The 22,605-nt window shown below is 62.4% G+C and carries 23 protein-coding genes; 13 read left to right on the top strand and 10 right to left on the bottom strand.

What is annotated here, in order from left to right; translation table 11 throughout:
- Positions 1 to 6 precede the first annotated feature (6 nt).
- Genes IF189_RS14595 through IF189_RS14585 form a run of 3 tightly spaced genes read right to left on the bottom strand, consistent with a single transcriptional unit; the run spans position 7 to position 3,520 of the window.
- Positions 7 to 762 carry an EboA domain-containing protein gene (locus IF189_RS14595; protein ID WP_192551778.1) on the bottom strand — a complete coding sequence of 252 codons (756 nt, stop codon included), beginning with the start codon at positions 760 to 762 and terminating at the stop codon, positions 7 to 9.
- Positions 759 to 1,649 (bottom strand): UbiA family prenyltransferase, encoded by an 891-nt coding sequence (locus IF189_RS14590; protein ID WP_134826992.1) that lies wholly within the window; start codon positions 1,647 to 1,649, stop codon positions 759 to 761. Before IF189_RS14590 ends, IF189_RS14595 begins: the two co-directional genes overlap by 4 nt.
- Entirely contained in the window at positions 1,646 to 3,520 is a 1,875-nt protein-coding gene (locus tag IF189_RS14585) for a 3-dehydroquinate synthase (RefSeq protein ID WP_192551777.1), read from the bottom strand. Before IF189_RS14585 ends, IF189_RS14590 begins: the two co-directional genes overlap by 4 nt.
- Positions 3,521 to 4,156: 636 nt before the next feature.
- Between IF189_RS14585 and IF189_RS14580 the strand changes: the two genes are divergently transcribed.
- The 6 genes from IF189_RS14580 to IF189_RS14555 are packed head-to-tail and all read left to right on the top strand — an operon-like array spanning position 4,157 to position 9,389.
- Entirely contained in the window at positions 4,157 to 5,329 is a 1,173-nt protein-coding gene (locus IF189_RS14580; protein ID WP_192551776.1) for an acyl-CoA dehydrogenase family protein, read from the top strand.
- Complete coding sequence (locus IF189_RS14575) at positions 5,326 to 6,519, top strand: acyl-CoA dehydrogenase family protein (RefSeq protein WP_134826989.1); 1,194 nt, start codon at positions 5,326 to 5,328, stop codon at positions 6,517 to 6,519. Before IF189_RS14580 ends, IF189_RS14575 begins: the two co-directional genes overlap by 4 nt.
- A gap of 14 nt (positions 6,520 to 6,533) precedes the next feature.
- Positions 6,534 to 7,316, top strand: coding sequence for an SDR family oxidoreductase (locus IF189_RS14570; RefSeq protein ID WP_192551775.1), 783 nt, complete (start codon positions 6,534 to 6,536; stop codon positions 7,314 to 7,316).
- Between the two features lies 1 nt (position 7,317).
- On the top strand, positions 7,318 to 7,806 hold the full coding sequence (locus tag IF189_RS14565; RefSeq protein ID WP_134826987.1) for a MaoC family dehydratase: 489 nt from the start codon (positions 7,318 to 7,320) through the stop codon (positions 7,804 to 7,806).
- Positions 7,803 to 9,005, top strand: a complete 1,203-nt coding sequence (locus tag IF189_RS14560) for an acetyl-CoA C-acyltransferase (protein WP_134826986.1) — start codon at positions 7,803 to 7,805, stop codon at positions 9,003 to 9,005. The genes IF189_RS14565 and IF189_RS14560 overlap by 4 nt, the downstream gene beginning before the upstream one ends.
- Positions 9,006 to 9,389 (top strand): steroid Delta-isomerase, encoded by a 384-nt coding sequence (locus IF189_RS14555; RefSeq protein WP_192551774.1) that lies wholly within the window; start codon positions 9,006 to 9,008, stop codon positions 9,387 to 9,389.
- 42 nt (positions 9,390 to 9,431) lie between these two features.
- Here IF189_RS14555 and IF189_RS14550 read toward each other — a convergent pair whose 3' ends face one another.
- Together IF189_RS14550 and IF189_RS14545 are read right to left on the bottom strand one after the other, a co-directional pair.
- Positions 9,432 to 9,887, bottom strand: coding sequence for an SRPBCC family protein (locus tag IF189_RS14550; RefSeq protein ID WP_134826984.1), 456 nt, complete (start codon positions 9,885 to 9,887; stop codon positions 9,432 to 9,434).
- A gap of 23 nt (positions 9,888 to 9,910) precedes the next feature.
- Positions 9,911 to 10,684 carry an SDR family oxidoreductase gene (locus IF189_RS14545; protein ID WP_192551773.1) on the bottom strand — a complete coding sequence of 258 codons (774 nt, stop codon included), beginning with the start codon at positions 10,682 to 10,684 and terminating at the stop codon, positions 9,911 to 9,913.
- Between the two features lie 162 nt (positions 10,685 to 10,846).
- Between IF189_RS14545 and IF189_RS14540 the strand changes: the two genes are divergently transcribed.
- The 4 genes from IF189_RS14540 to dmpG are packed head-to-tail and all read left to right on the top strand — an operon-like array spanning position 10,847 to position 14,452.
- Positions 10,847 to 11,689 (top strand): alpha/beta fold hydrolase, encoded by an 843-nt coding sequence (locus IF189_RS14540; protein WP_134826982.1) that lies wholly within the window; start codon positions 10,847 to 10,849, stop codon positions 11,687 to 11,689.
- Entirely contained in the window at positions 11,686 to 12,477 is a 792-nt protein-coding gene (locus tag IF189_RS14535) for a fumarylacetoacetate hydrolase family protein (RefSeq protein ID WP_134826981.1), read from the top strand. Before IF189_RS14540 ends, IF189_RS14535 begins: the two co-directional genes overlap by 4 nt.
- Before the next feature lie 18 nt (positions 12,478 to 12,495).
- Positions 12,496 to 13,404 (top strand): acetaldehyde dehydrogenase (acetylating), encoded by a 909-nt coding sequence (locus IF189_RS14530; RefSeq protein ID WP_085709925.1) that lies wholly within the window; start codon positions 12,496 to 12,498, stop codon positions 13,402 to 13,404.
- A gap of 13 nt (positions 13,405 to 13,417) precedes the next feature.
- Positions 13,418 to 14,452, top strand: a complete 1,035-nt coding sequence (gene dmpG / locus IF189_RS14525; protein WP_096821416.1) for a 4-hydroxy-2-oxovalerate aldolase — start codon at positions 13,418 to 13,420, stop codon at positions 14,450 to 14,452.
- A 79-nt stretch (positions 14,453 to 14,531) separates the two neighbouring features.
- Here dmpG and IF189_RS14520 read toward each other — a convergent pair whose 3' ends face one another.
- From IF189_RS14520 to IF189_RS14510, 3 genes are all read right to left on the bottom strand, one after another.
- Entirely contained in the window at positions 14,532 to 14,699 is a 168-nt protein-coding gene (locus IF189_RS14520; RefSeq protein ID WP_167748764.1) for a hypothetical protein, read from the bottom strand.
- A gap of 129 nt (positions 14,700 to 14,828) precedes the next feature.
- Positions 14,829 to 15,959, bottom strand: coding sequence for a helix-turn-helix transcriptional regulator (locus IF189_RS14515; RefSeq protein WP_192551772.1), 1,131 nt, complete (start codon positions 15,957 to 15,959; stop codon positions 14,829 to 14,831).
- Between the two features lie 132 nt (positions 15,960 to 16,091).
- Entirely contained in the window at positions 16,092 to 17,135 is a 1,044-nt protein-coding gene (locus IF189_RS14510; protein WP_192551771.1) for a Rieske 2Fe-2S domain-containing protein, read from the bottom strand.
- A gap of 144 nt (positions 17,136 to 17,279) precedes the next feature.
- Here IF189_RS14510 and IF189_RS14505 point away from each other — a divergent pair, with 144 nt between their 5' ends.
- From IF189_RS14505 to IF189_RS14495, 3 genes are read left to right on the top strand one after another with little or no spacing between them, the layout of a single operon-like run.
- A complete protein-coding gene (locus tag IF189_RS14505) occupies positions 17,280 to 18,119 on the top strand; it encodes an SDR family NAD(P)-dependent oxidoreductase (RefSeq protein WP_192551770.1) in 840 nt (279 codons plus the stop codon).
- Complete coding sequence (locus IF189_RS14500) at positions 18,106 to 19,032, top strand: alpha/beta hydrolase (protein ID WP_134826977.1); 927 nt, start codon at positions 18,106 to 18,108, stop codon at positions 19,030 to 19,032. Before IF189_RS14505 ends, IF189_RS14500 begins: the two co-directional genes overlap by 14 nt.
- Positions 19,029 to 20,141 carry a 3,4-dihydroxy-2-butanone-4-phosphate synthase gene (locus IF189_RS14495; protein WP_192551769.1) on the top strand — a complete coding sequence of 371 codons (1,113 nt, stop codon included), beginning with the start codon at positions 19,029 to 19,031 and terminating at the stop codon, positions 20,139 to 20,141. Before IF189_RS14500 ends, IF189_RS14495 begins: the two co-directional genes overlap by 4 nt.
- A 46-nt stretch (positions 20,142 to 20,187) precedes the next feature.
- Here the strand turns inward: IF189_RS14495 and IF189_RS14490 are convergent, their stop codons facing one another.
- Both IF189_RS14490 and IF189_RS14485 read right to left on the bottom strand, forming a co-directional pair.
- Positions 20,188 to 21,138, bottom strand: a complete 951-nt coding sequence (locus tag IF189_RS14490) for a 5'/3'-nucleotidase SurE (RefSeq protein WP_192551768.1) — start codon at positions 21,136 to 21,138, stop codon at positions 20,188 to 20,190.
- Between the two features lie 76 nt (positions 21,139 to 21,214).
- The gene (locus IF189_RS14485; RefSeq protein WP_192551767.1) at positions 21,215 to 22,594 is read right to left on the bottom strand and encodes a DUF1329 domain-containing protein; all 1,380 of its coding nucleotides are present in this window, start codon (positions 22,592 to 22,594) and stop codon (positions 21,215 to 21,217) included.
- Positions 22,595 to 22,605: the final 11 nt, after the last annotated feature.

The following is a 22,605-nucleotide window of genomic DNA, read 5'->3' as shown; positions in this document are numbered from 1 at the left end:
TGGGTATCAGTTCAGGTGGGCGCGCCATTCCGGCGGCAGGCGCTGCTGTTGATCCAGCTCGACCAATCGCTGGCGTTGCGCCGGGTCGAGCTGGTCGAAGGCAATCGCCAGAGGCAACCCGACGGACACCGCCCGGTCAGCCGCGAGTTGCTCTTCCAGCAGGTCGATGGCCAGTTGATTGAGGGTGAGGCTGTGTCGCTGGCTCAGGCCGGTCAGGCGTCTCACATCCAGCCCCATGCCCAGCGCTTTCAGCACCAGTTGGTGGAAGGCCCGTTCCGGGTAGTGACGGGACGGGTAGGGCGTATCGAGGGCGAGGGCGGCAAACACCCGGCTGTTGCTGGTGCGCCCGGCCTGCAACGCCAGCTCCACGCAGTGCCCTTGGCTGTCGAGCCAGTCGAAGGCTTTGAGGACGGCGATCTTTTCCTGATCGTCACCCCATAGAAAAAGCTGGCGCAGCAAGGACAATTGTCCGCCCTCGGAGGACTGTTCAAGGACCTGTGCCAGCAATAACGCACGTGCCAACTGGATCAGATTCCAGTGGCTGTCGGGCAGCGCCCGGTCACGCAGATGACGCTTGCACTGGCCGCTCAGGAGCGATGCGGTATTGGCGTCCGGCTGCCGGGCCAGTTGTTCCTGTGCCTGACGCCACCAGTGCAATTCGCTGTCATCGAGTTGCCGGGCGAGGGCCTGATGGTGTTCGGCAAGGCAATCGCGGCGCATGCCGAGGGCCGCCGTCGGCGGCGCGGTGACGTCCATGTTCATGTCGGTTTGATCCAGCGTTGAAAGTGTGGGAGCAGGAAAAACACCAGAACACACAGCAGGCTGCCCAACGGCTGGTTGGCCACGGCCATCACCAAGGCATCGAACAGCGGCAGCGCCGCGAGCCCGGCACCGATAAAGGCGCGGACCTTGCGCTGCTGCGGGTTGGCAAGGTGCTGTCGGTAATGCCAGCCCAGCCAGCCGAGCCAGAGCAGCAGCACCGGCCAGAACCACAGGTTGTCGGCGTAGATCGCCAGGGCCAGCGGGCTCAGCATCAAGAGCAGGGGCAGGCGACTGAGCAACTGGTTGTTGTGCTCATTGCGTGCCAGATAAGTCAGCCCGCTGATGTAGACACCCAGCAAAATCGCGCAGAGCCAGATCGGCTCCGGCGGCACCGCCAGGCTGGCCGCCGCCGTGAGGTACAGCGCCGAGCGGCATGCGCCCATCAACCAGACGCTGTGGGCGTATTTTTTGTGCAGCACGTTGTAGCCAATAATGCAGCCCACCAGCAGGGTGACACTGGCCAGCAGCCAATGCGGCTGATCGATCAACTGGCTCAGGCCCAGCACCGACGCTGCCGCCAATGTCAGTAACAACACGGTGGCGAGGCGCACTTGCTGGCGGCTCACCAGACCCAGCGTGATGGGCCGAGGGTTGTGGTGTTGCTGATCCCAGTCTGCATCCAGCAGATCGTTCAGCAACATGCCGGCCAGATACAGCAGCGACAGAGTGAACAGCAGCAGAATCCACACCAGCCACGAGGGCGGCGCCAGTGCACCGGCGCTGCTGGCCAGCAGCGCGGCGGCCAGGGTGTTGGTCCACACCGTGGGCAGGTTGGAAACCCGGCCGAGGGTCAGCCAGGTCTTGAGGCTTTGCGGGGTCTGGCTCATTTCGCGAAGCCCTCGCTCAAGTCGAGCACCGGGATGCTGCGGGCGGACAGCTTCTGCAGCGCCCGCTCCATCAGCGCGTCGTCGATTTCATGCAGGTCCACCGACTGGCCGATTCCGCTGAGCATCGGAATCGAGAGTTGTCCGCCGAGGTGCTGGCGGAATTCCTCCAGCCCGAGCAACACCGGTGAGCGACCTTGCGCATCTTTGAGGGTCAGTTCCGGCGGGCACAGGTTGAAACCGAGTCGGGTCAACAGACTCATCACCCGTTCACTGTCGGTATCGCTCAACAGCCCGAGGGCATTGGCGTAGAGCCCGTCGAGGGCCATGCCCACCGCAACGGCTTCGCCATGGCGCAAGCGATGGTGGCTGAGGTTTTCCAGTTTGTGTGCGGCCCAATGCCCGTAATCCAGCGGCCGTCCGTTGCCGCGTTCGAAGGGATCGCCGGCGCCGGTGATGTGCGCCAGGTGCAGTTCGGCGCAGCGGCGGATCGCGTAGCGACTGGCCGGATGATCGAAGCGGGCGAGGGCGTCGGCCTGTTGCTCCATCCATTCGAAGAATTCCCGGTCCTTGATCAGCGCGACTTTCACCGCCTCGGCCAGCCCGGCAATCTGGTCGCGGCGGGTCAGGCTGTTCAGCAACTGGAAGTCATTGATCACGGCAGTGGCGGGGTAGAAGGCGCCGAGCAGGTTTTTCTGGCCGAAGGCGTTGATGCCGTTTTTTACGCCGATGCCGGCGTCGTTCTGCGCCAGTACGGTACTCGGCACACGGATCAGGCGGATGCCGCGATGGAAGGTGGCGCAGGCGTAGCCCACGGAATCCAGTACCGCACCGCCGCCAAGGGCCAGCACATAACAATGCCGGTCCAGGCCGTGTTTCAGCATGTCGGCGTAGAGCTGCTGCAACACCTGTGAATCCTTGCTCAGCTCTCCTGCCGGAACGGCAATCGGTGGCGCCTGCAAATGCAGGTCCGCTGCATGGGCGGCAAAGTAGCCATCGATCTGATCGAGCAGGTGCGGCGCGCTTTTCAGCAGTTGCTCATCGGCGAACACCATCACCGTCACCCGGCCGTTTTGCCGGTTGGTGAGTTGTTGATGCAGGCAGGGGTTGGAAGCGTCGAAGAGGTGATCGGTGAACACCACCGGATAGTCGTAACTGACCTCGAATCGCCCGCGCAGCGTTTGCTCGGCAGTATGTTTGCGCAAGGCCTTGAACAGGCTGTAGCCGGCGATGAACAGGCCCGGCAACACCATGCTGGCAAGAATCGTCACCAGCAACGCGTTCTCCTCGACGAGGAATGTGCCGATGGCGCTGTAGGCCAGTGCCAGACCGGCGTTGGCCAGGGTGGTCACCAGCAGGAATGAGCGCAGCGGATAACGCTGCATGCCCGCCGCTACCACGGAGGTTTCAGCCAGTACCGGCACCCCGCGCAGGCAGATCAACGACAGCGTGCCCAGTCGATAGGCCATTTGCCCGGGCTTGCGTTGATGCAGGCCGAGACGACTGGACAGCATCCGGAAATAGCCGGCACCCAATGCGTAACCCAACCCGGCCCCCAGGCACAGGCCAATGAAGATCACCAGATAACCGCCGACACTGCCCAAAATGGCCACGGCCAGCAGCGAGACCACACTGGAAGGCACGGGCAACACAACGTCCAGCGCCAACAGGGCGATCAGTAAAAGCGCCAGGTTGAGTTGCTGGGTGGGGGAACTCGGCAGGTACAGGTCGAGATGATTGAGGAAGTCCTGGATCTGCTGTTCGAACAACAGGAAGCTGGCAATCACCAGTACTGCAAAGCAAAACAGTGACAGCCAGAAATGTCCGGCCGACGCAATTTTCGAGAGCGCACGATACCAACGGCTGTGCTTCATCAAGCATCCCTCTTGATTGTGATGACTGAGTTCCGTTCAGCAACTAAAGCAGCGTCTTGTTTGTTTCAGAAGAATGAACGCTCCCGCCGGGAGGGCTGTTTTTATTATTCGATTGATAGCGCTTGCGAAGATATTCATGAACCTAGACGGTTGTCGTGGTTTTGCAAGTCGATTGGATGATGGCGTTTTTCAGAGGGTGTTTAGTGGGTGGGATAGTGCCGGAAGGTGTCGGGATTTGTTCGTGGATTTACTCAACCTATTCAACAAGATGAATGATTTTGTTGAAGTTCTTTAAATACTGTTTAAGTCGCCAGATGAGAAATAATTTCAACTGGATTTGTTAGCAAGCTACTTAGATGGTGGCCATGTGGCATTATTTTTTGTTATTTGAGTTATTGCGGCTGGCTATAAGTGTTCTTGATAGTTGAGTAATTTACTCGGTTAGTTGGCCCTTGAACTTGCAAGTTAAACTCGAAATAAAGATCCGGATGAAAGCCGATTCGTTCAAAACTTTCGACAACCTCCATTCGGACTAGGCAAGCCTGACGATTCTGCCGTGCACCGCCCGGACCAGACTCGCTGTTCAAAGGGGCACCACTTCACGGGTGCTCCGCCAGACGAGTAGAAGGCGCCGCGATGGAGTTTGCATTCAGCGACGAACAGGAAATGATCCGCGAATCCGCCGAAGGTTTTCTGGCGGATGTCTCGGATTCTGCCGCCGTGCGGGCGGCGATGGTCAGTGAACGGGGTTTCGACGAGGCGTTGTGGCAGCGCCTGTGCAGTGAAATGTACTGGCCGGCGATTCATATTCCCGAGGTCTATGGCGGGCTGGGTCTCGGGTTTGTCGAACTGGGGATCCTGCTGGAACAGATGGGCCGGCGCTTGCTGTGTTCTCCCTTCTTCGCCACAGCCTGCATGGCCACACCGGCGCTGTTGCTGGCCGCTGACGATCAACAAAAGCAGCGCTGGCTGCCGTTGATTGCCGACGGCAGCGTCACCGCCGCGTTGGCATTCAGCAGCGCCAACGGCCGGGCTGCCGAAGACGTGCAGGCCACGGCGGTGAAGGAGGGCGACGGTTTTGTGCTCAATGGAACCCTCAATCATGTGCTCGACGGACACGGCGCTGACCTGCTGATCATCGCCGCCCGGCTGCCCGGATCCGTTGGCGAGGCAGGTATCAGCCTGTTCGCCGTGGATGCCGATCACCCCGGAATCGAGCGGCAGATGCTGCCGACGATGGATCAGACCCGTCGTCAGGCACGCATCCGGCTCAACGGCGTGTACTTCGACGGGCAATGCCTGCTCGGCGAATTCGGCGCAGGCTGGCCGCACCTTGAACGCGTGCTGCAACTGGCCTGCATCGCCCTGGCTTGCGAACAGACCGGCGGCGCGCAACAGGTGCTGGATCTGAGCGTCGCCTACATGCAGGAACGCCAGCAGTTCGGCCGGCCGATCGCCAGTTTCCAGGCCCTCAAACACCGCGCCGCCGACATGATGCTGCAAGTGGAATGCGCCCGTTCGGCCAGTTATTACGCGGCGTGCGTTGCCCAGGAAGTGCTCGATCCCGAGGGCGATCCGCAGGTGGCCGGCGAGTTGTCGACAGCGTCCGCGCTGGCCAAGGCCCAGTGTTCGGAAACCTTTTTCCACTGCGCATCGGAGGCCATTCAGTTGCACGGCGGGGTCGGCTTCACCTGGGAATACGACGTGCACCTGTATTTCAAACGCGCCCGCGCCAGCGAGAGTTTTCTCGGTCTGCCGGCCTGGCATCTGGAGCGTATCGCCGAGGTGATTCTGGGGGAGCAGCCATGAAAATCAGTTTCAGCGAACACGATGAACGCTTCCGTCAGGAAGTGGCCGACTGGTTGCGCATCAACCTCAGCGGTGAGTTCGAAGCCCTGCGTTTTCGCGGCGGCCCGGGTGACGAGCATATGTTCCCCGAGGAACGCAAAGCCTGGGAGCGCAAACTTGCCGAGGGCGGCTGGACCTGTGTGGGCTGGGCTCCGGAACACGGTGGCCGTGGCCTGTCGATCAGTCAGCAAGTGGTCTTCCACGAAGAATACGCCCGCGCCGGCGGCCCCGGACGCATGGGTCATATTGGCGAAGGCCTGGCCGGCCCGACCATCGCGGCCTTCGGCAACGCAGAACAGCAACAGCGATTCCTGCCGGGAATCGTCAACGGCACGGCGTTCTGGTGCCAGGGCTATTCGGAACCGGGCGCAGGGTCGGACCTGGCCAACGTCAAGACCCGGGCCGTGCTGGATCAGGACAAAGGCAGCTGGATCATCAACGGGCAGAAAGTCTGGACCTCGCTGGCCCATGAGTCGGACTGGTGTTTTGTGCTGGCCCGCACCGAGCCCGGCAGTGTCGGCCATCGCGGTCTGTCCTTCCTGCTGGTGCCGATGGCGCAGGCCGAAATCACCGTGCGACCGATCGAGCAACTGACCGGCACCTCTGAATTCAACGAAGTGTTCTTCGACGACGCCCGCACCGACGCCGCAAACATCGTCGGCTTGCCGGGTGAGGGCTGGAAAATCGCCATGGCGCTGCTCGGTTTCGAGCGCGGGGTGTCGACCCTCGGCCAGCAGATGCAATTTCACAATGAACTGAACGAGATCATCGGCATCGCCCGGGCCAATGGCGCTGCGCGCGATCCGGCCTTGCGTCAGCGTCTGGCCCAGGCCTGGAGCGGTCTGCGGATCATGCGCTACAACTCGCTGCGCATGTTGTCGGGTACCCAGGACGGTTCGCTGCGCAAGGAAGCGACCATCTACAAGCTGTTCTGGTCCACCTGGCACGCCAATCTCGGCAAGTTGGCGATGGATGTGCTTGGCGCCGATGCCGAACTGCTCGAAGCCGCGCCTTATCAGCTCACACGCCTGCAATCGCTTTACCTGTTCAGCCGTGCCGACACCCTCTACGGCGGCAGCAACGAGATCCAGCGCAACATCATCGCCGAGCGCGCTTTGGGCATGCCCAAAGAGCCACGCCTTCCTGTGTGATCAAGGAGTTTTCCATGTCTGTTCCTCACTATGTCGCCGGTCACGGTCTGTTGCGTGGCAAGTCGGTGCTGATCACGGCGGCGGCCGGCGCCGGTATCGGTTTTTCCGCCGCGTTGCGGGCTGCCGAGGAAGGCTGTCGTGCCTTGATGATCAGCGATATCCACGAAGGCCGGCTGGCCGAAGCGGTGCTGAAAATCCGCGAAGCCACCGGTCTGCAGCAGGTTTTCGGGCAAGTCTGCAACGTCGCCGACGAAGCCCAGGTGCAGCAGCTGATTGCCTGCGCCGAGCGTGACCTTGAAGGCGTTGACGTGCTGATCAACAACGCCGGCCTCGGTGGTTCCGCGTTGCTGGTGGACATGACCGATGAGCAATGGAACCGGGTCCTCGATGTGACGCTGACCGGCACCATGCGCATGACCCGCGCCATGCTGCCGAAAATGATGGAGCGCCGCGCCGGGGTCATCGTCAACAACGCCTCGGTACTCGGCTGGCGGGCGCAGAAAGAGCAGGCGCACTACGCCGCGGCCAAGGCCGGGGTCATGGCGTTGACCCGTTGCGCAGCGGTCGAGGCCGCCGATTATGGAATCCGCATCAACGCGGTGAGCCCGAGCATTGCCTTGCACGATTTCCTGCGCAAATCCGCGCCGCAGGCGGTGCTCGAGCAGCTGGCGGCCAACGAAGCCTTCGGTCGCGCCGCCGAGGTCTGGGAAGTGGCCAACGTGATGATGTTCCTGGCCAGCGACTACAGCTCCTACATGACCGGCGAAGTGTTGTCGGTCTCCAGCCAGAGGGCGTGACATGCCGCGTATTTTCGACACGCCTTTCGCCCTGCGCGACGCGGTGGGTGAAGAGCTGGGCGTCAGCGACTGGCTGTTGCTGGCGCAGGACCGCATCAATCTGTTTGCCGAAGCCACTGGCGATCATCAGTGGATTCACGTCGACCCGCTCAAGGCCGCCAGCGGTCCGTTTGGCGGCTGCATCGCCCACGGCTATCTGAGCCTGTCACTGGTCAACCTGTTTCTGCCGCAGATCGTCGAAGTGCGCGGCATCGCCATGGGCGTCAACTATGGCTGCGAGCGCGTGCGTTTTCCCACGGTGGTGCCGGTGGGTACTCGTGTGCGCGGTCGTGCGCAGTTGATGGCCGTCGACGAGGTCAAGGGCGGCGTCCAGGCGACCATCCGCGTCAGCGTCGAGATCGACGGCGAAGAACGCCCTGGCTGCGTGGTCGACACCATCAGCCGCTACTACCCGCAAGATCCAGCAGCACCTTCGAGGAGTCCCGCATGAAAGAAGCCGTCATTGTTTCGACCGCCCGTACCCCGATCGGCAAAGCCTTTCGCGGTGCATTCAACGACACCGAAGCGCCGCTGCTCGGTGGCCACGTGGTGCGCGAAGCCGTGCGCCGGGCCGGCATCGAGCCCGGTGAAGTGGACGACGTGATCATCGGCGCGGCGGCGCAGCAAGGCACGCAGTCCTACAACCTCGGTCGTCAGTGCGCGATTGCCGCCGGTTTGCCGTTTTCCGTGTCGGGCATGGCCGTCGAACGCCAATGCTCGTCGGGGTTGATGAGCATCGCCATGGCCGCGAAAAGCATCATGTGCGACGAAATCGACATCGCCGTGGCCGGTGGCCTGGAGTCGATTTCGCTGGTGCAGAACAAGCACAAGAACCTCTATCGCAATCAGTCCGGCGCAGTGCTAGAGCGCGATCCGCACGCTTACATTCCGATGATCGAAACCGCCGAGATCGTCGCCGCCCGCTACGGCATCAGCCGCGAGGAACAGGACGAATACAGCTACCACAGCCAGGTACGAACAGCCTTGGCCCAGAGCGCCGGGCTGTTCGACCGGGAACTGGCGCCGATGACCAGCCGCAAGGCGATTTTCGACAAGGCCACCGGCGAAACCCGCTTCGAAACCCTCAGCCTGCAACGCGACGAGTGCAATCGCGTCGACACCACCCGCGAGAATCTCGCTGCACTGGAACCGGTCTGGGCCGGTGGCGAATGGACCGAAAAGGGCCGCTTCATCACCGCCGGCAATGCTTCGCAGCTGTCCGACGGCGCGTCGGCCTCGGTGTTGATGAGCGCCAAACTGGCCGAGAAACGCGGGCTTGAGCCCTTGGGGATTTATCGCGGCATGGCCGTTGCGGGCTGCAATTCCGATGAAATGGGCATCGGCCCGATCTACGCGATTCCCAAGCTGCTCAAGCGTCAGGGCCTGACCATGGACCACATCGGCCTGTGGGAGCTGAACGAAGCGTTTGCCTGTCAGGTGCTGTATTGCCGCGACACGCTGGGCATTCCTCAGGAGCGGTTGAACGTCAACGGCGGGGCGATTGCACTGGGGCATCCGTTCGGCATGTCCGGTGCACGGATGGTCGGCCACGCCTTGATCGAAGGCCAGCGCCGTGGCTTGCGCTACGTCGTGGTGAGCATGTGCATCGGCGGCGGCATGGGCGCTGCGGCACTGTTCGAGGTGGTCTGAATGATCAGCGCACAGCAGATTCAAACCACCATGGCCCGTTATGTGGAGTTGGTTGATGCGGGCGATATCGACGGGATTCTTGCGCTATACGGCGAAGATGCGACGGTCGAAGACCCGGTCGGTCAGCCGCCCATTCAGGGCCTCGCGGACATCGAGCGTTTCTACCGCCAGGGGCTGGGCGCGAGCCAGGTGTCGGCCACGTTGACCGGCCCGGTGCGTGCGACCTTGAACGGATGCGGGGCGATGCCGTTTCGGGTCGACATGCAGTGGGCGGGGCAACCATGCTCGCTGCATGTGATCGACGTGATGGAGTTCGATGACGACGGCAAGATCCGCTCGATGAAAGCCTATTGGAGCGAAGCCAACATCGGGCCGCAGCCTTGATTCCGGTTGCAGGCTGCGCCATATCGCAGCCTGCAAACCGATTCATTGCGAGATACCGTTTTCGTAATAGACCTTGAGATTCTCGGCGATCTGCCGCACCACCTTGTCGAACGCCTTGCCCAGCAGTTGTTCCATCAGCCTGCCGCCGCGCAGGCTGTAGTGCATTCGGGTGGTCATGCGGCTGAATTCACCCTCGCGCTGCAAGGCATAACTGAAACTGGCTTCGCGAAACGGGAAGGGCGCGCCGGCACTGGCCTTGTGCAGCACCAGGACAAAGCCGACGCCGTCCTGCCATTGCACCACGCTTTCATCCAGCCACTGGCCGCCCTTGCGAAACACCCGGCGACTGGCGCCAAGCCCTTCAATTGGCCCGGGATGCAGCTGGCAGCCGGTGAGTCCCGGCACATAGTGGGGCGCCAGGCGCAGATCCCGCAGCTTGGCCCAGGCAGCGGGCGGAGACAGTTCGAGCAGAACGCTGTGGCAGGCAGTTGCCGGCATGCTGGATTTCCTTTTTGTTGAGCTCAATGAGATTGGGCCGCGTCCAGAAACGCCGGGCGTTCGCCACCGCCGTGCACGGTGATGTCCGCTCCGCTGACATAACGCGCCAAAGGGGAGGCGAGGTACAGGCAGGTGTCGCCGATGTCTTCCGGCGCCGCCAGGCGTTGCAGCGGAATGGTTGCAGCCACGCGGGCAATACCGGCCTGATCGCCGTAATGCAGGGCGGCCTGTTCGGTGAGGATCAACCCGGCCGTGACCGCGTTGACCCGCACATTCGGTGCCCATTCCACGGCCAGCGAGCGGGTCAGGTTGAGCAATCCGGCCTTGGCCGCGCCATACGCCGCCGTGCCCGGTGAAGGACGAACCGCGCTGACGCTACAGATATTGATGATTGCACCGCCGTCGGCCTGCGCCTGCATCACCCGATTAGCCTGCTGACAGAGATTCAGCGGCGCCAGCAGGTTCAGGCGAATGATTGCTTCGCTGAAACGCGGCGAGGCACTGGCGGCGTCGGCATTGGGCGAGCCGCCGGCATTGTTGACCAGCACGTCGAGCCGGCCAAAGCGTTCGACGATGGTGTCGATCAACCGCCCGGATTGCTCTACGTCACGCAGATCGCACGGCAGGAACACTGCCTCGCGTCCTGCGCCAAAAGGCAATGACTCCGGCGCCTCGCGACCGCAGATCACCACCTCGGCACCGCCGTCGAGAAACCGCTGACTGATACCCCGGCCAGCCCCTTTGCCGCCCCCGGTGACCAGCACCACTTTGCCGCGAAAATCCAGCGCATCCAGCATGCAAAAGCCTCGTTCAGTCAAAGATCAGTGCCCTCGATGCTAGGGGCGCGGGGCCCGGTGGCCAACGTCCGAAAAGACTAGGACGGCTAGTCCTGTCGGACGATGTTGGGGGGCTGACCAGCGGAAATAATCCGGCCACAACAATAGCCGGGAGCACACCTTATGAGCGCAATGGCGCAAGGGCACTTCGTTACGCTGCCGCAGGGGTTGCGGCTGCATTATCTGGATATCGGCGGGGAGGGCACCGGCAGCGCCGAGACGGTGGTGTTCATCCACGGCAGCGGGCCCGGTGCCAGCGGCCACAGCAACTTCAAGCAGAACTACCCGCTGTTCGTCACCGCCGGTTATCGCGTGATCGTGCCCGACTTGCCGGGTTACGGCGCTTCCGACAAACCGGACACCCTCTACACCCTGGACTTTTTCGTCACCGCCCTGAGCGGGCTACTCGATGCCCTGGATATCCAGCGCTGCATCCTGGTGGGCAACTCCCTGGGCGGCGCCATCGCCATCAAACAAGCCCTGGACCAGCCGCAGCGGGTCAGCCGACTGGTGCTGATGGCGCCGGGCGGGTTGATGGAAAAGGAGCAGTATTACCTGCAAATGGAAGGCATCCAGAAAATGGGCGCCGCGTTTGCCCGAGGTGAACTGCACGACGCCGACGGTATGCGCCGTTTGCTGACCCTGCAATTGTTCGACGAGTCGTTGATCAGCGCCGAAACCGTCAATGAACGGGTCGCGGTGGTGCGTGAGCAACCGGTCTGCGTGCTGTCGACCATGCAAGTGCCGAACATGACCGAACACCTGAAGGAATTGCAGTGCCCGATCCTCGGGTTCTGGGGCATGGACGACAAGTTCTGTCCGGTGTCGGGGGCGCAAACAATGATGCAGCACTGCCGGAACATCCGGTTTGTGCTGCTCAGCGAATGCGGGCATTGGGTGATGGTCGAGTACCGCGAGCTGTTCAATCGCGAGTGTCTGTTCTTCTTTCAGGAAGGCCAGCGATGAGCGCGCAATTGCGTCGCCAGTTCGGCGAAGAGTTGTATCAGGCGCTGCTTGCGGGCAATACCGTGGCCCCGCTGACCGAGCGCTGGCCGTCGATCAGCATCGAAGACGCCTACCACGTTTCGCTCTATTGCATCGAGCGTCGGGTCGCGGCCGGTGACCAAATCGTCGGCAAGAAGATCGGCGTGACCTCGGCGGCGGTCCAGCGAATGCTCAACGTGCATCAGCCGGATTTTGGCTTCATCACCCGGCAGATGTCGTTTGCCAATGACGCGAACATTTCCCTGTCGGCGAACCGGCTGATCCAGCCCCGCGCCGAGGGCGAGATTGCCTTCCGGCTCAAGCACGACCTGATCGGCCCCGGCGTGACCGAGGCCGATGTGCTGGCGGCGACCGAGTACGTGACGCCGTGCTTCGAGATCGTCGACTCGCGGATCCATGACTGGCGCATCCGCATTCAGGACACCGTCGCCGACAACGCCTCTTGCGGTGTGTTCGTGCTGGGTGACGTACAAGCCGATCCGCGAGCGCTGGACCTGCCGAATCTGCACATGCGCGTATTCAAGAACGACGAACCGCTGAGCGAAGGACTGGGCTCGGCCGTGCAGGGCAACCCGTTGACTGCCGTTGCCTGGCTGGCCAACACCCTGGGCGCCTTCGGTATTCCGTTCAAGGCTGGAGAGCTGATTCTCTCAGGCTCCCTTGTACCGCTTGAGCCTGCCCATGCGGGCGACCGTTTTTCTCTGACCATCGATGGCCTGGGCGCTGCCCGGGTGTCTTTCTGCGCCTGACCCGTGGGGTTTAACCGGATGAACAAGAAACTCAGAGCGGCCATTATCGGCCCGGGAAACATTGGCACTGACCTGCTGATGAAAATGTGTCGGTCCGAATGGATCGAGCCGGTGTGGATGGTCGGCGTCGATCCCGAGTCCGAGGGCCTCAAACGCGCCCGCGAACTGGGGGTGAAAACCACCGCCGAAGGTGTCGACGGATTGCTGCCCCATGTCCTCGACGATGACATTCGCATTGCCTTCGACGCGACGTCGGCCTACGTCCACGAGCAGAACAGCCGCAAGCTCAACGAGCTGGGGGTGATCATGATCGACCTCACGCCGGCGGCCATCGGCCCGTTCTGCGTGCCGCCGGTCAATCTCAAGGAACACGCGGCGTCGCTGGCAATGAACGTCAACATGGTCACCTGCGGTGGCCAGGCGACGATCCCGATGGTGGCGGCGGTGTCGCGGGTGCAATCGGTCAGTTACGGCGAGATTGTCGCCACCGTGTCGTCCGGCTCGGTCGGTCCGGGCACCCGGCAGAACATCGACGAGTTCACCCGCACCACGGCCGGCGCAGTCGAGAAGATCGGCGGCGCCCGGCGCGGCAAGGCGATCATCGTCATCAACCCGGCCGAGCCGCCGCTGATGATGCGCGACACCATCCATTGCCTGACGGACGACGAGCCGGATCAGCAGCGGATTCGCGCCTCGGTGCTGCAGATGGTCGAGGAAGTGCAGCGCTATGTGCCCGGTTACAAGCTGATCAACGGCCCGGTGTTCGATGGCCGCAAGGTCTCGATTTTCATCGAGGTGGAAGGCCTCGGGGATTTCCTGCCCAAATCCGCCGGCAACCTCGACATCATGACCGCCGCCGGCCTGCGCACCGCCGAAATGTTCGCCGAAGAAGCCCACAAGGGCGCCCTGCAACTGCCCGCCCGTTAAGTGGAGAATGACCATGAATCTGCAAGGTAAACGCGTTCGTCTGCACGACATGAGCCTGCGCGACGGCATGCATGCCAAACAGCATCAGATCAGCCTGGACCAGATGATCGCCGTGGCCACCGGCCTCGATGCGGCCGGCGTGCCGCTGATCGAAATCACCCATGGCGACGGCCTCGGCGGTGCCTCGCTGAACTACGGCATGCCGGCCCACAGCGACGAGGAATACTTTTCGGCGGTGATTCCACGGCTGCGCCAGGCGAAAGTCTCGGCGCTGCTGCTGCCCGGCATCGGCACCCTCGATCACCTGCGCATGGCCCATGAACACGGGGTGTCGACCATCCGCGTCGCCACCCACTGCACCGAGGCCGACGTCTCCGGTCAGCACATCGGCATGTCGGCAAAAATGGGCCTCGACACGGTCGGTTTCCTGATGATGGCCCACATGGTCAGCGCGGAAAAACTGCTGGAACAGGCGCGGCTGATGGAGAGTTATGGCGCCAATTGCATTTACTGCACCGACTCGGCGGGCTACATGCTCCCGGACGAGGTCAGCGAGAAAATCGGCGTGCTGCGCGCCGGCCTGAACGCGGCGACCGAAGTAGGCTTTCACGGCCACCACAACCTGGGCATGTCGATTGCCAACTCCCTGGCCGCCATCGAAGCGGGGGCTGCGCGTATCGACGGCTCGGCGGCGGGGCTGGGCGCCGGCGCGGGCAACACGCCACTGGAAGTGTTCGTGGCGGTACTGGAGCGGATGGGCGTGGAAAGCGGCGTCAACCTGTACGGGATCATGGACGTGGCCGAAGACCTGATCGTGCCGATGATGGATCAGCCGATCCGCCTCGACCGCGATGCCCTGACGCTGGGCTATGCCGGGGTCTACAGCTCGTTCCTGCTGTTCGCCAAACGAGCGGAGAAAAAGTACCTGGTGGCCGCCCGCGAGCTGCTGGTGGAGTTGGGGCGGCGCGGCACCGTTGGCGGTCAGGAAGACATGATCGAGGACCTGGCGCTGACCCTGTCCCGGGCGCGGGGCTTCCTGCCGACCTGATCCTCGACAGACAACAAAAAGCACCGGCGCTGCTTGCAGGCCGGTGCTTTTCTATTTGAACAGGTCTATGGGCGCAGATTTATGGCAGCAGATTGCGCACCAACGGCGGGTAGCAGTTCACCGCCGTGCCCGAACAACCCAGAAGCGCGGCGCTCGGTCGATAGGCTTCGTTTCGGAACAACTGACACAGGCTGACGGAACTGCCGACGCAGACGATCAGCAGCAAGGCGCAGGTGGAATTTCGCATGGCGGGCCTCATACGGATTTTTATTGTTGTAGAGGCAAGGTAAGACGGCGAGAGATCTTCGGCTTCGTCTGAATGGACTAGTTGTGAACAGAAGCCATCGCCCGGGCGGGCGATGGCGCGGGAGGCGTATCAGCCGAGGGTCGCCACGCTGCGCAGGATCAGGCGCACGAGCATGGTCTGGCGGGTCACGCCGGTCTTGGAGAAGGTCGAACGCAGGTGGGCGCGTGCGGTGTTGCGGCTGATGCCCAGCTCTTCCGAGGCTTCATCGAGGGTCAGCCCGTTGGCCAGCAACATTGCCAGTTGGGTTTCGGCCGGGGTGAAGTCGAACAGGGCACGGACGATCTCCTGGGGCGCGGTGGACTGTTGCTCCGGGTCGCTGATGAAGATCACCACCGTCGGGCACTGTTTGCCTTCGCTCCACTCCGACAGCGGCACTGAACGCACGATGATGCCCAGGTCGGCGCGCCCGGACGGCCGCTGCACGCGCAGTGCCTCGACCATCGACGGGTTGCTGCTTTTCTGCGAGAGCAGCGACTGCTTCACCAAACGGCGAAATTCCTGGGTGTCGCGGTCCGTACCGACCTGCAGGCCATCGTTGACCAGTTTGATGCCGTCCTTTTCCTGGATCAGCCGGTCAGCGACCTGGTTGGTCTGCAGCACTTTGCCGGCTTCGTCGAGGATGATCGTGCCGACCGCCATCTGATTCACCGCACCGGCGTAGAGGTTGCGTTCGACCTCGATGCGGTTGAGCTGCATGTGAACCTTGATCGAGCGCTCAAGGTGCGGAATGAAATGCGCGAGCAGGTTTTTCTCTTCATCACCGAAAGGCTTGTCGTCCCGGCCGCGACTGATGCGGATCCGGCACTGGGCGCCGTCGCAGGTATTTATGTCGGCACCGAGGATATGGAACACGTCCACCGCTTCGAGGAAGTTTTTGTAGAACTCGGATTTCTGCCAGTCATCGCTGGAGACGAATTCGGCAAGGGTCACCACCTGACGATTGGGCAGGCCGACGAAGGGGTCGAGGGTGAAGAAGTGCGTGTTGTACGAAGCGACCGCTTCGGTCGAGGTGCCGGTGGTGTTGACCATCAGTCCGTCCACGTGGGTGCTGGGCGGCCGCAGGATGAAGGTCACGTATTTGCTTTCAAGATGAACGTTGAGCTGGTTGAGAAAGGTCGCCCAGGGAATGGTTTCCAGCGGCCCCTGATACAGGTTGCCGATGAGATCGCTGAACGTGTCGAGGCTGAGGCTCTGCTGCATGGGGAACCCGTTCTTATTATTAGTGGTTTGCGGTGCCCGAGAATAAGCGCCTGTATCGACCACTTGCAACGCCCGGGCACGAGGCCTGACCGGCGGCGGCCGGTCAGGCCCAGGATCGCGAAAACCCTGTCATCAGGCGGGTTCGCGGGCCCGCACGATGAACTCTTTGTGCTCCTTCACCTCCGCCGAAAGCAGCGCGACGTCGGTGTAGAACTGCTCGTACCAGCGGCGTAATTGATAGACCGGCCCGTCACCATCGCACAGCAACGGGTTATCGACGCGGGTCTTGCTGTGCCAGATCGACACGTCCTCGTAAAAGGCTGCCTGGGCCTGTTGCACATAGGCTTTGGCCATCGCCTGATTCTGTTCTTCGCTCAGGCCCGGGATCTTTTTCACCAGCACGCCGTAGCGCAGGGTGAAGCTGTCGAGGTCGATCGGCACATGGCAGTTGAGCAGGATCGAATGGATCGGCTGGCCGTTCATGGCACCGGTCATTTCGGTGATCTGGTAGGCCGGCCCGTAATAGGTGGCCACGGTGCTCAACGCACTGTCGCCGGACAGCCGCTCGCTGCGGGCGCTCATGATTTGCGTGGCGAGATGGCCTTCGAATACGTTGCTGAATGCCTCGACCGGGGCGCCGTGCACCGTGCCGAAGTGCGCCATGTCGGCGACGTTATCGATCAGTTCGCGGCAGTTGGTGTCGATCTGCAATTCGGCGACTTCCCACTCGGCCCATTCGTTGCTGAAGCAGGCGTCGATGCGCGGGATGCGTTGCTCGGGCAGCGGCGGGTTGCCTTCGGGGTCGTTCCACACGAACAGCAGATGGTTTTCTTCCATCAGCGGCCAACTCTTGAGCTTGGCCCGAGGCGGAATACGCTTGGCGTAGGGAATGTCATCGCACACGCCATCGGCGCCCCAGCGCCAGGCATGGAAAGGGCAGCGAATCGAATTGCCTTCGACGCAACCGGTACTGAGGTCGGCGCCCATGTGCGGGCAATAACCGTCGAGGATATGCAACTCGCCGTCCTCGCCCTGAAACGCCACCAGCCGGGTGCCGAACACGTCCAGTCGGTGGGCCTTGCCGTCGCGGTAGGGGGCGGCCAGGCCCAGACAGTGCCAGCCGCGTGCGTAGCGGTCTTCCAGCAGTTTGGCTTCGATACGGTGCAGGGTACTCATCTTGTTATTCTCCCAGGTTCACGGGTTTGAGCTTGCTGGAGATTCTGCCGCCCCTGTAGAAGCGGGCATCGTCTGAATGGACGATGGCCGGCCGAGCGGCGCCCGCTCTACTGACACCATTGGACTTAATGTCGGGAGCAGGCAATGAATCAGCAATCAGGGCCGGTCGCGGTCATTACCGGTGCCGCCAGTGGCATAGGACGAGGGCTGGCCGAACATGTGGCCAGGTTGGGCATGCGTTTGGTGTTGGCCGATCTCGATGGGTTGCGGCTGGAAACACTTTGCGCAGAACTGCGAAGCGGCGGAACGCAGGTGGTCGCCTGCGTCACCAACGTCGGCGATCTGCAACAGGTGGAGCACTTGCGCGATGTTGCCCTCGACCGGTTCGGCGGGGTCGATCTGCTGTTCAACAATGCCGGCGTGATGCAGACCGGCTACAGCTGGGAAATCACTGCGCAGCAATGGCAACGCATGCTCGACGTCAACCTCTGCGGGGTCATCAACGGCATTCGCTGTTTTGTGCCGTTGTTCCTGCGTCAGGGCCGTGCGGCCTATGTGGTCAACACCGCGTCACTGGCCGGTCTGCTCAGCAGCCCGTTGATGGCGCCTTACAACGTGACCAAACAAGCGGTGGTCGCATTGTCGGAAACCCTGCACTACGAACTGAGCATGCTCGGTGCACCCATTTCGGTTTCGGTGGTGTGCCCGGGGCCGGTGGCCAGTGAAATCATGGCTTCCAATCAAGTGGTCGACGGCGCCGGTTCGTCGTTCAGTCAATTGCTCGACAGCAGCATTCGCCAGGGCATGACGCCTGCCGAACTCGCAGAGCAAGTGTTCGCCGCCATCGCCGAAAAACGCTTCTGGGTCTTTCCCCACAAAGGCTTCAAAGTGGCGCTGCAGCAACGGGTGCAGAGCATCCTCGAAGAGTCCAACCCACAATTCAACATGTCCGATGTAGAGGAAGATGCCCATGCCGCTCGATAAACAGATCGCGCTGATTCTCCAGCAATTCAGCGACCTGCCGGCACCCGATTACAGCCAGCTCGACGCGGCGCACTACCGGCAGTTCTGCGACAACATGCAACCGGCGATTCCCGGCGTGCCGATGGCCGAGGTACGCAACTTGCGGGTCGAGGGGGCGATTGGCGAACTGGATGCGCGTCTGTATCGGCCATCGGAAGAGAGCAATCTGCCGTTGCTGGTGTATTTCCATGGTGGCGGTTTTGTCGTCGGCAACCTCGACACCCACGACAACCTGTGCCGCTCGCTGGCCCACCTGACCGACGCCGTGGTGGTGTCGGTGGCCTATCGCCTGGCGCCGGAGCACCCGTTCCCGGCGGCGCCGCTGGATTGTTACCGGGCGACGTGTTGGCTGGTGGAACATGCGGCGCAACTGGGCGTCGATGGCAGCCGGCTCGCGGTAGCGGGGGACAGCGCCGGGGGCAATCTGGCACTGGCGGTCAGTCAGTTGGCGGTGCAGCGGCAGGGGCCGAAGATTCGTTATGAGTGCCTGTTCTATCCCGTCACCGATGCCGGTTGCGACAGCCATTCCTACCGGGAATTTGCCGATGGTTTTTTCCTTACCGGCGCCATGATGAACTGGTTCTGGCAGCAGTATTTGCAGGAAGACGGGCAGGGCGATGATCCGCTGGCTTCGCCATTGCGCGCCGGGAGCGTGGCGCATTTGCCGCCGACGACCCTGATCACCGCCGAATTCGATCCGCTGCGCGACGAAGGCGAAGCGTTTGCCGAGCGCTTGCGTGTAGCCGAAGTTCCGGTGCGGGTGCAGCGCTGTGAAGGGATGATTCACGGCTTTATCAGCATGGCGCCGTTTGTCGAAGGCGCCGCCCAGGTGTTGTCCGAAGCCGCTGCCGACCTGCGCGAGGCGCTGCAATGAGTCTGGCGTTCGACAGCGTGCCGCAACTGCTCGAAGCCATCGCGGCGGGGCAGATGGTGGTCATCACCGATGACGAGAACAATGCCGAAGGCTCACTGCTGATGGCCGCCGAACGGGCCGGAGCCGAGGCAGTGACGTTCATGGCGGTACAGGCGCGCGGGCTGATCTGCCTGGCACTGACGGAGCAGCGTTGCCGCGAACTGGGGCTGGACCTGATGGTGCCCCATTCGCGGGCGCAGCATGGTGTGGGGTTTACCCGGTCGATCGAGGCGGCTACCGGTGTGTCCACGGGGATCAGCGCCGCCGACCGGGCGCGCTCGATCCAGGTGGCGGTGGACCCGGCCAGCGGCCCGGCGGATCTGGTGCAACCGGGGCATATCTTTCCGGTGCAGGCCTTGCCCTGTGGCGTCATGCAGCGGGCCGGGCATGTCGAGGCCGCGTGTGACCTGACCCGTCTCGCAGGCCTGCAACCGGCGGCGACGCTGGTGGGGATTCTCGACGAGGACGGCGAACTGGCCCGAGGCGAACAGCTGCACGAATTCGCCCGCCGTCATGGCCTGCGCATCGGCAGCATTGCCGAGCTGATTCACTACCGCATCCTTCACGAAGGCACGATCGAGCGCGGCGAGGCCTATCCGTTGCTGACCCGCCACGGCGAGTTCCAGGTGACGGCCTATCAGGACACCTATCAAGGCGCGCTGCATCTGGCGCTGGTCAAGGGCCGGATCGACAGCACTCAACCGGTACTGGTGCGGGTGCAAAGCATCGAAACCCTGCGCGACGCCCTGGGCTGCGAAAGCGAAAGCGGACCGCAGCAATGGACCCTTGAACGTTCGCTGGCGAGTATCGCGGCGGCCGGCAACGGCGTGCTGGTGTTGTTGGCGCAGAAGGAAACCGCTGACGGTGTGCTCGAGCAATTGCGTCTGCGTAGCGGCGGCAAATCCCGCCCGCCGCATTTTCCGCACCGTACGCTGGGCATCGGCGCGCAGATCCTGCGGGATCAGAATGTGCGCAAGATGCGTTTGATGAGTTCGCCGGTGCCTTACAAAGCGGTGTCGGGGTTTGATCTCGAAGTCACCGAGTTCGTGCCGTTCCAACCCGCTGTATAAAACCGTTCAACCCCTGAGGGTGATCACCTGCAGGGGTTGTGTCGTTTCAAGGCTGGACGCTTTTGAGCATTTTCTTCGCCTGATCCTGCACCGCCGGCGGCGCGCTCATATTGCCGGCGATTACCGTAATCACTGCATGCCCTTGCCACAGCTGATACGCATCGGCCTGTTGCTGGGTGGCCGTAGGTTTTGGCGGTGCGACCAGATTGACGTGAACCGTACCGTCGGTGCCGCGCTGAGAGGTGAAGTTCACCCGGTCCCAATTGCCGATCGGGGCAAAACTCACGCCTTTGACTTGATTGGCAGGCAACGCCGGGTAGTTGAGGTTCAGCCCGTTGACGCCCGGCAGCCCGAGCACATTCAGTTTGCAGCTGTGTTTGGCGCAGCTCTGATGGGCCTGTTCGATAACTTTCACCGCAAACTTCGCCGTGTCATCCATGGCGCCCAGGGTCTTGCGGTAACCGGCCTGCTGGTCGCGCATGATCAGGTCCATGTCGATGGCCGTCGACACCGCCACCGCCGGAACGCCTTTGAACATGGCCCGAATGGCGGCGTTGAGGGTGCCGGACATCTGCGTCAGCGGGCCGACGTTCTCACCGAAGTTGATGCCGGACACCACCAGATCCGGCGGCGTGTCCTTGAGCAACACGTCCAGCCCGACGTTGACCGCATCCACCGGCGTGCCGATGGCCGAAGTCTTGCCGGTCGGCGGCGTGTAGCCCTCGGGCGGGCCGACGCAGAATCGGCCGGGCGCCAGTTCAGTCACCGCCAGAGCCTGGCCGGGCACCACGACGCTGGCAGCGCTGATGCCGCTGCTGTCGTTCAACGGGCCGACCAGGGTGACGGTATGGCCGGCGACGGTCAATGCGCGGTACATCGCGTCGATGCCTGGAGCGCGGCAGCCATCGTCGTTGGTCAGCAAAATATTCAGGGCATTGGCCTGCATCGACAAACCGAGGCCGGCCACGGCAAGGGCCGCAGTGAGTAATCTGTTCATGGGCAGTTTCCATCAAGGTGCAAATTGAGAAAAAAACAACGCCCCGACCGAATGAATCGGTCGGGGCGTGGCGGGTTCAGCGGGTGCCGAGTTTGCGCAGGTTGCCGGGGGTGAATTCGTCTTCGGAGAAGGCGGTGGCATTGAGCTTGGCGGGTTTCTGATCGACCAGCAGGCGGTCAACCAGATAGGAGCCGGCAATCAGGTCATGGTAGATGCCGAGGCGTGCGTGGTAGCGCTGAATGTCGTAGGCGTAGACCGAGGTCTGCATGTTGGTGCGCCACAACTGGCCGCGGGCGTCGTAGTTGTCGGCCATGGTTGCGGACCAGGTGTCCTCGTCGAGGTACAGCACGCGTTTGGCGTAGACGTGACGAGCGCCTTCCTTGAGCGTGGCCTGCAACACCCAGACCCGGTGTTTTTCGTAGCGCATGTATTGTGGATCGACGTGGCCGGTGGCCGACAGGATCTGATCGGCCGTCACGCTCGGGTCGTCGATCTTGTAGTTGTGGTACGGAATGTAGAGTTCCTTTTTGCCGACGATGGTCCAGTTGTAGCGGTCCGGCGCACCGTTGAACAAGCGGTCTTCGTCGTACACCCGGAAGCCCCCGGCGCCGGTCGGCGAGTCATAGCCGACGGTGGGCGCGCGACGAACACGGCGCTGGCCGGGGCTGTACTGCCAGGCCTGACGCGGCGAGGCCGTCGGGTTGATGAACTCGTGACCGACGACGATCTCGCCTTTCTTGCGCACCGGTTCCAGGGTGGTGATCAGGAAGTTGGTCAGGATGCCATTGGCGGAGTCGAGGTTCTTGTCCGGACTGGACCAGATCGAGAAGATCTTGTAGTTGACCTCTTCCAGCACTTTTTCCTTATTGGCGTACACCACCGCCTGGCCATAGTTGGCCTCTTCGGTGTTGGCCCGGCCCTGCAGGGTGTGGTTGAACATCAACTCGCTGCCGTTCTTCGGAATCGGAAACGGCGAGGCGCCCCAGGCGTTCTTGGTGTCGTTGTTATCGTTGTCGAGTTCGGCGGTCACCGCGTTTTTCTTGATCAGGTCTTCCAGACGCTGATCGGCGCGGAAGTCGCGATGGCTCGGGTACACCGGGATCTTGAAGGTCTCCGGGTAGCGCTTGAGCAAGGCTTTCTCGCCGTCGGACAGGTTCTCGGCGTACTTGTCCATGTTCTTCGAATCGATCACGAACAGCGGTTTTTCCGCCGCGTACGGGTCCGGGTACGGCGTTCCGGGGCCGGCAAACTTCAGGCCCGGTGGCAGACCGCGCCACTTGCCGCTCCAGGCCGGGATGCTGCCGTCGGCGTTGCCGGCTTTTTCCGCGCCCATCGGGGTCAGGTCCTGGCCCAGTCGCGCGGCTTCTTCGGGGCTGACCTTGGCGTAGGCCAGGCCGCTGCCGAGCAGGCCGACGGTCAGCGCCGTGCTCAATAACGTTTGGGTGAATCGAGACATGCTGTGCTCCT

The organism is Pseudomonas sp. IzPS59 (genome assembly GCF_014863505.1).
Lineage (GTDB): Bacteria > Pseudomonadota > Gammaproteobacteria > Pseudomonadales > Pseudomonadaceae > Aquipseudomonas > Aquipseudomonas kribbensis.
The sequence above is the reverse complement of the archived record's forward strand: the minus strand, read 5'-3'. Positions and strand labels throughout refer to the sequence as shown.

Bases quoted from the DNA above. Each gene is read 5' to 3' on its own strand.
- IF189_RS14595 (WP_192551778.1), bottom strand. From the start codon at position 762: ATGAACATGGACGTCACCGCGCCGCCGACGGCGGCCCTCGGCATGCGC.
- IF189_RS14590 (WP_134826992.1), bottom strand. From the start codon at position 1,649: ATGAGCCAGACCCCGCAAAGCCTCAAGACCTGGCTGACCCTCGGCCGG.
- IF189_RS14585 (WP_192551777.1), bottom strand. From the start codon at position 3,520: ATGAAGCACAGCCGTTGGTATCGTGCGCTCTCGAAAATTGCGTCGGCC.
- IF189_RS14580 (WP_192551776.1), top strand. From the start codon at position 4,157: ATGGAGTTTGCATTCAGCGACGAACAGGAAATGATCCGCGAATCCGCC.
- IF189_RS14575 (WP_134826989.1), top strand. From the start codon at position 5,326: ATGAAAATCAGTTTCAGCGAACACGATGAACGCTTCCGTCAGGAAGTG.
- IF189_RS14570 (WP_192551775.1), top strand. From the start codon at position 6,534: ATGTCTGTTCCTCACTATGTCGCCGGTCACGGTCTGTTGCGTGGCAAG.
- IF189_RS14565 (WP_134826987.1), top strand. From the start codon at position 7,318: ATGCCGCGTATTTTCGACACGCCTTTCGCCCTGCGCGACGCGGTGGGT.
- IF189_RS14560 (WP_134826986.1), top strand. From the start codon at position 7,803: ATGAAAGAAGCCGTCATTGTTTCGACCGCCCGTACCCCGATCGGCAAA.
- IF189_RS14555 (WP_192551774.1), top strand. From the start codon at position 9,006: ATGATCAGCGCACAGCAGATTCAAACCACCATGGCCCGTTATGTGGAG.
- IF189_RS14550 (WP_134826984.1), bottom strand. From the start codon at position 9,887: ATGCCGGCAACTGCCTGCCACAGCGTTCTGCTCGAACTGTCTCCGCCC.
- IF189_RS14545 (WP_192551773.1), bottom strand. From the start codon at position 10,684: ATGCTGGATGCGCTGGATTTTCGCGGCAAAGTGGTGCTGGTCACCGGG.
- IF189_RS14540 (WP_134826982.1), top strand. From the start codon at position 10,847: ATGAGCGCAATGGCGCAAGGGCACTTCGTTACGCTGCCGCAGGGGTTG.
- IF189_RS14535 (WP_134826981.1), top strand. From the start codon at position 11,686: ATGAGCGCGCAATTGCGTCGCCAGTTCGGCGAAGAGTTGTATCAGGCG.
- IF189_RS14530 (WP_085709925.1), top strand. From the start codon at position 12,496: ATGAACAAGAAACTCAGAGCGGCCATTATCGGCCCGGGAAACATTGGC.
- dmpG (WP_096821416.1), top strand. From the start codon at position 13,418: ATGAATCTGCAAGGTAAACGCGTTCGTCTGCACGACATGAGCCTGCGC.
- IF189_RS14520 (WP_167748764.1), bottom strand. From the start codon at position 14,699: ATGCGAAATTCCACCTGCGCCTTGCTGCTGATCGTCTGCGTCGGCAGT.
- IF189_RS14515 (WP_192551772.1), bottom strand. From the start codon at position 15,959: ATGCAGCAGAGCCTCAGCCTCGACACGTTCAGCGATCTCATCGGCAAC.
- IF189_RS14510 (WP_192551771.1), bottom strand. From the start codon at position 17,135: ATGAGTACCCTGCACCGTATCGAAGCCAAACTGCTGGAAGACCGCTAC.
- IF189_RS14505 (WP_192551770.1), top strand. From the start codon at position 17,280: ATGAATCAGCAATCAGGGCCGGTCGCGGTCATTACCGGTGCCGCCAGT.
- IF189_RS14500 (WP_134826977.1), top strand. From the start codon at position 18,106: ATGCCGCTCGATAAACAGATCGCGCTGATTCTCCAGCAATTCAGCGAC.
- IF189_RS14495 (WP_192551769.1), top strand. From the start codon at position 19,029: ATGAGTCTGGCGTTCGACAGCGTGCCGCAACTGCTCGAAGCCATCGCG.
- IF189_RS14490 (WP_192551768.1), bottom strand. From the start codon at position 21,138: ATGAACAGATTACTCACTGCGGCCCTTGCCGTGGCCGGCCTCGGTTTG.
- IF189_RS14485 (WP_192551767.1), bottom strand. From the start codon at position 22,594: ATGTCTCGATTCACCCAAACGTTATTGAGCACGGCGCTGACCGTCGGC.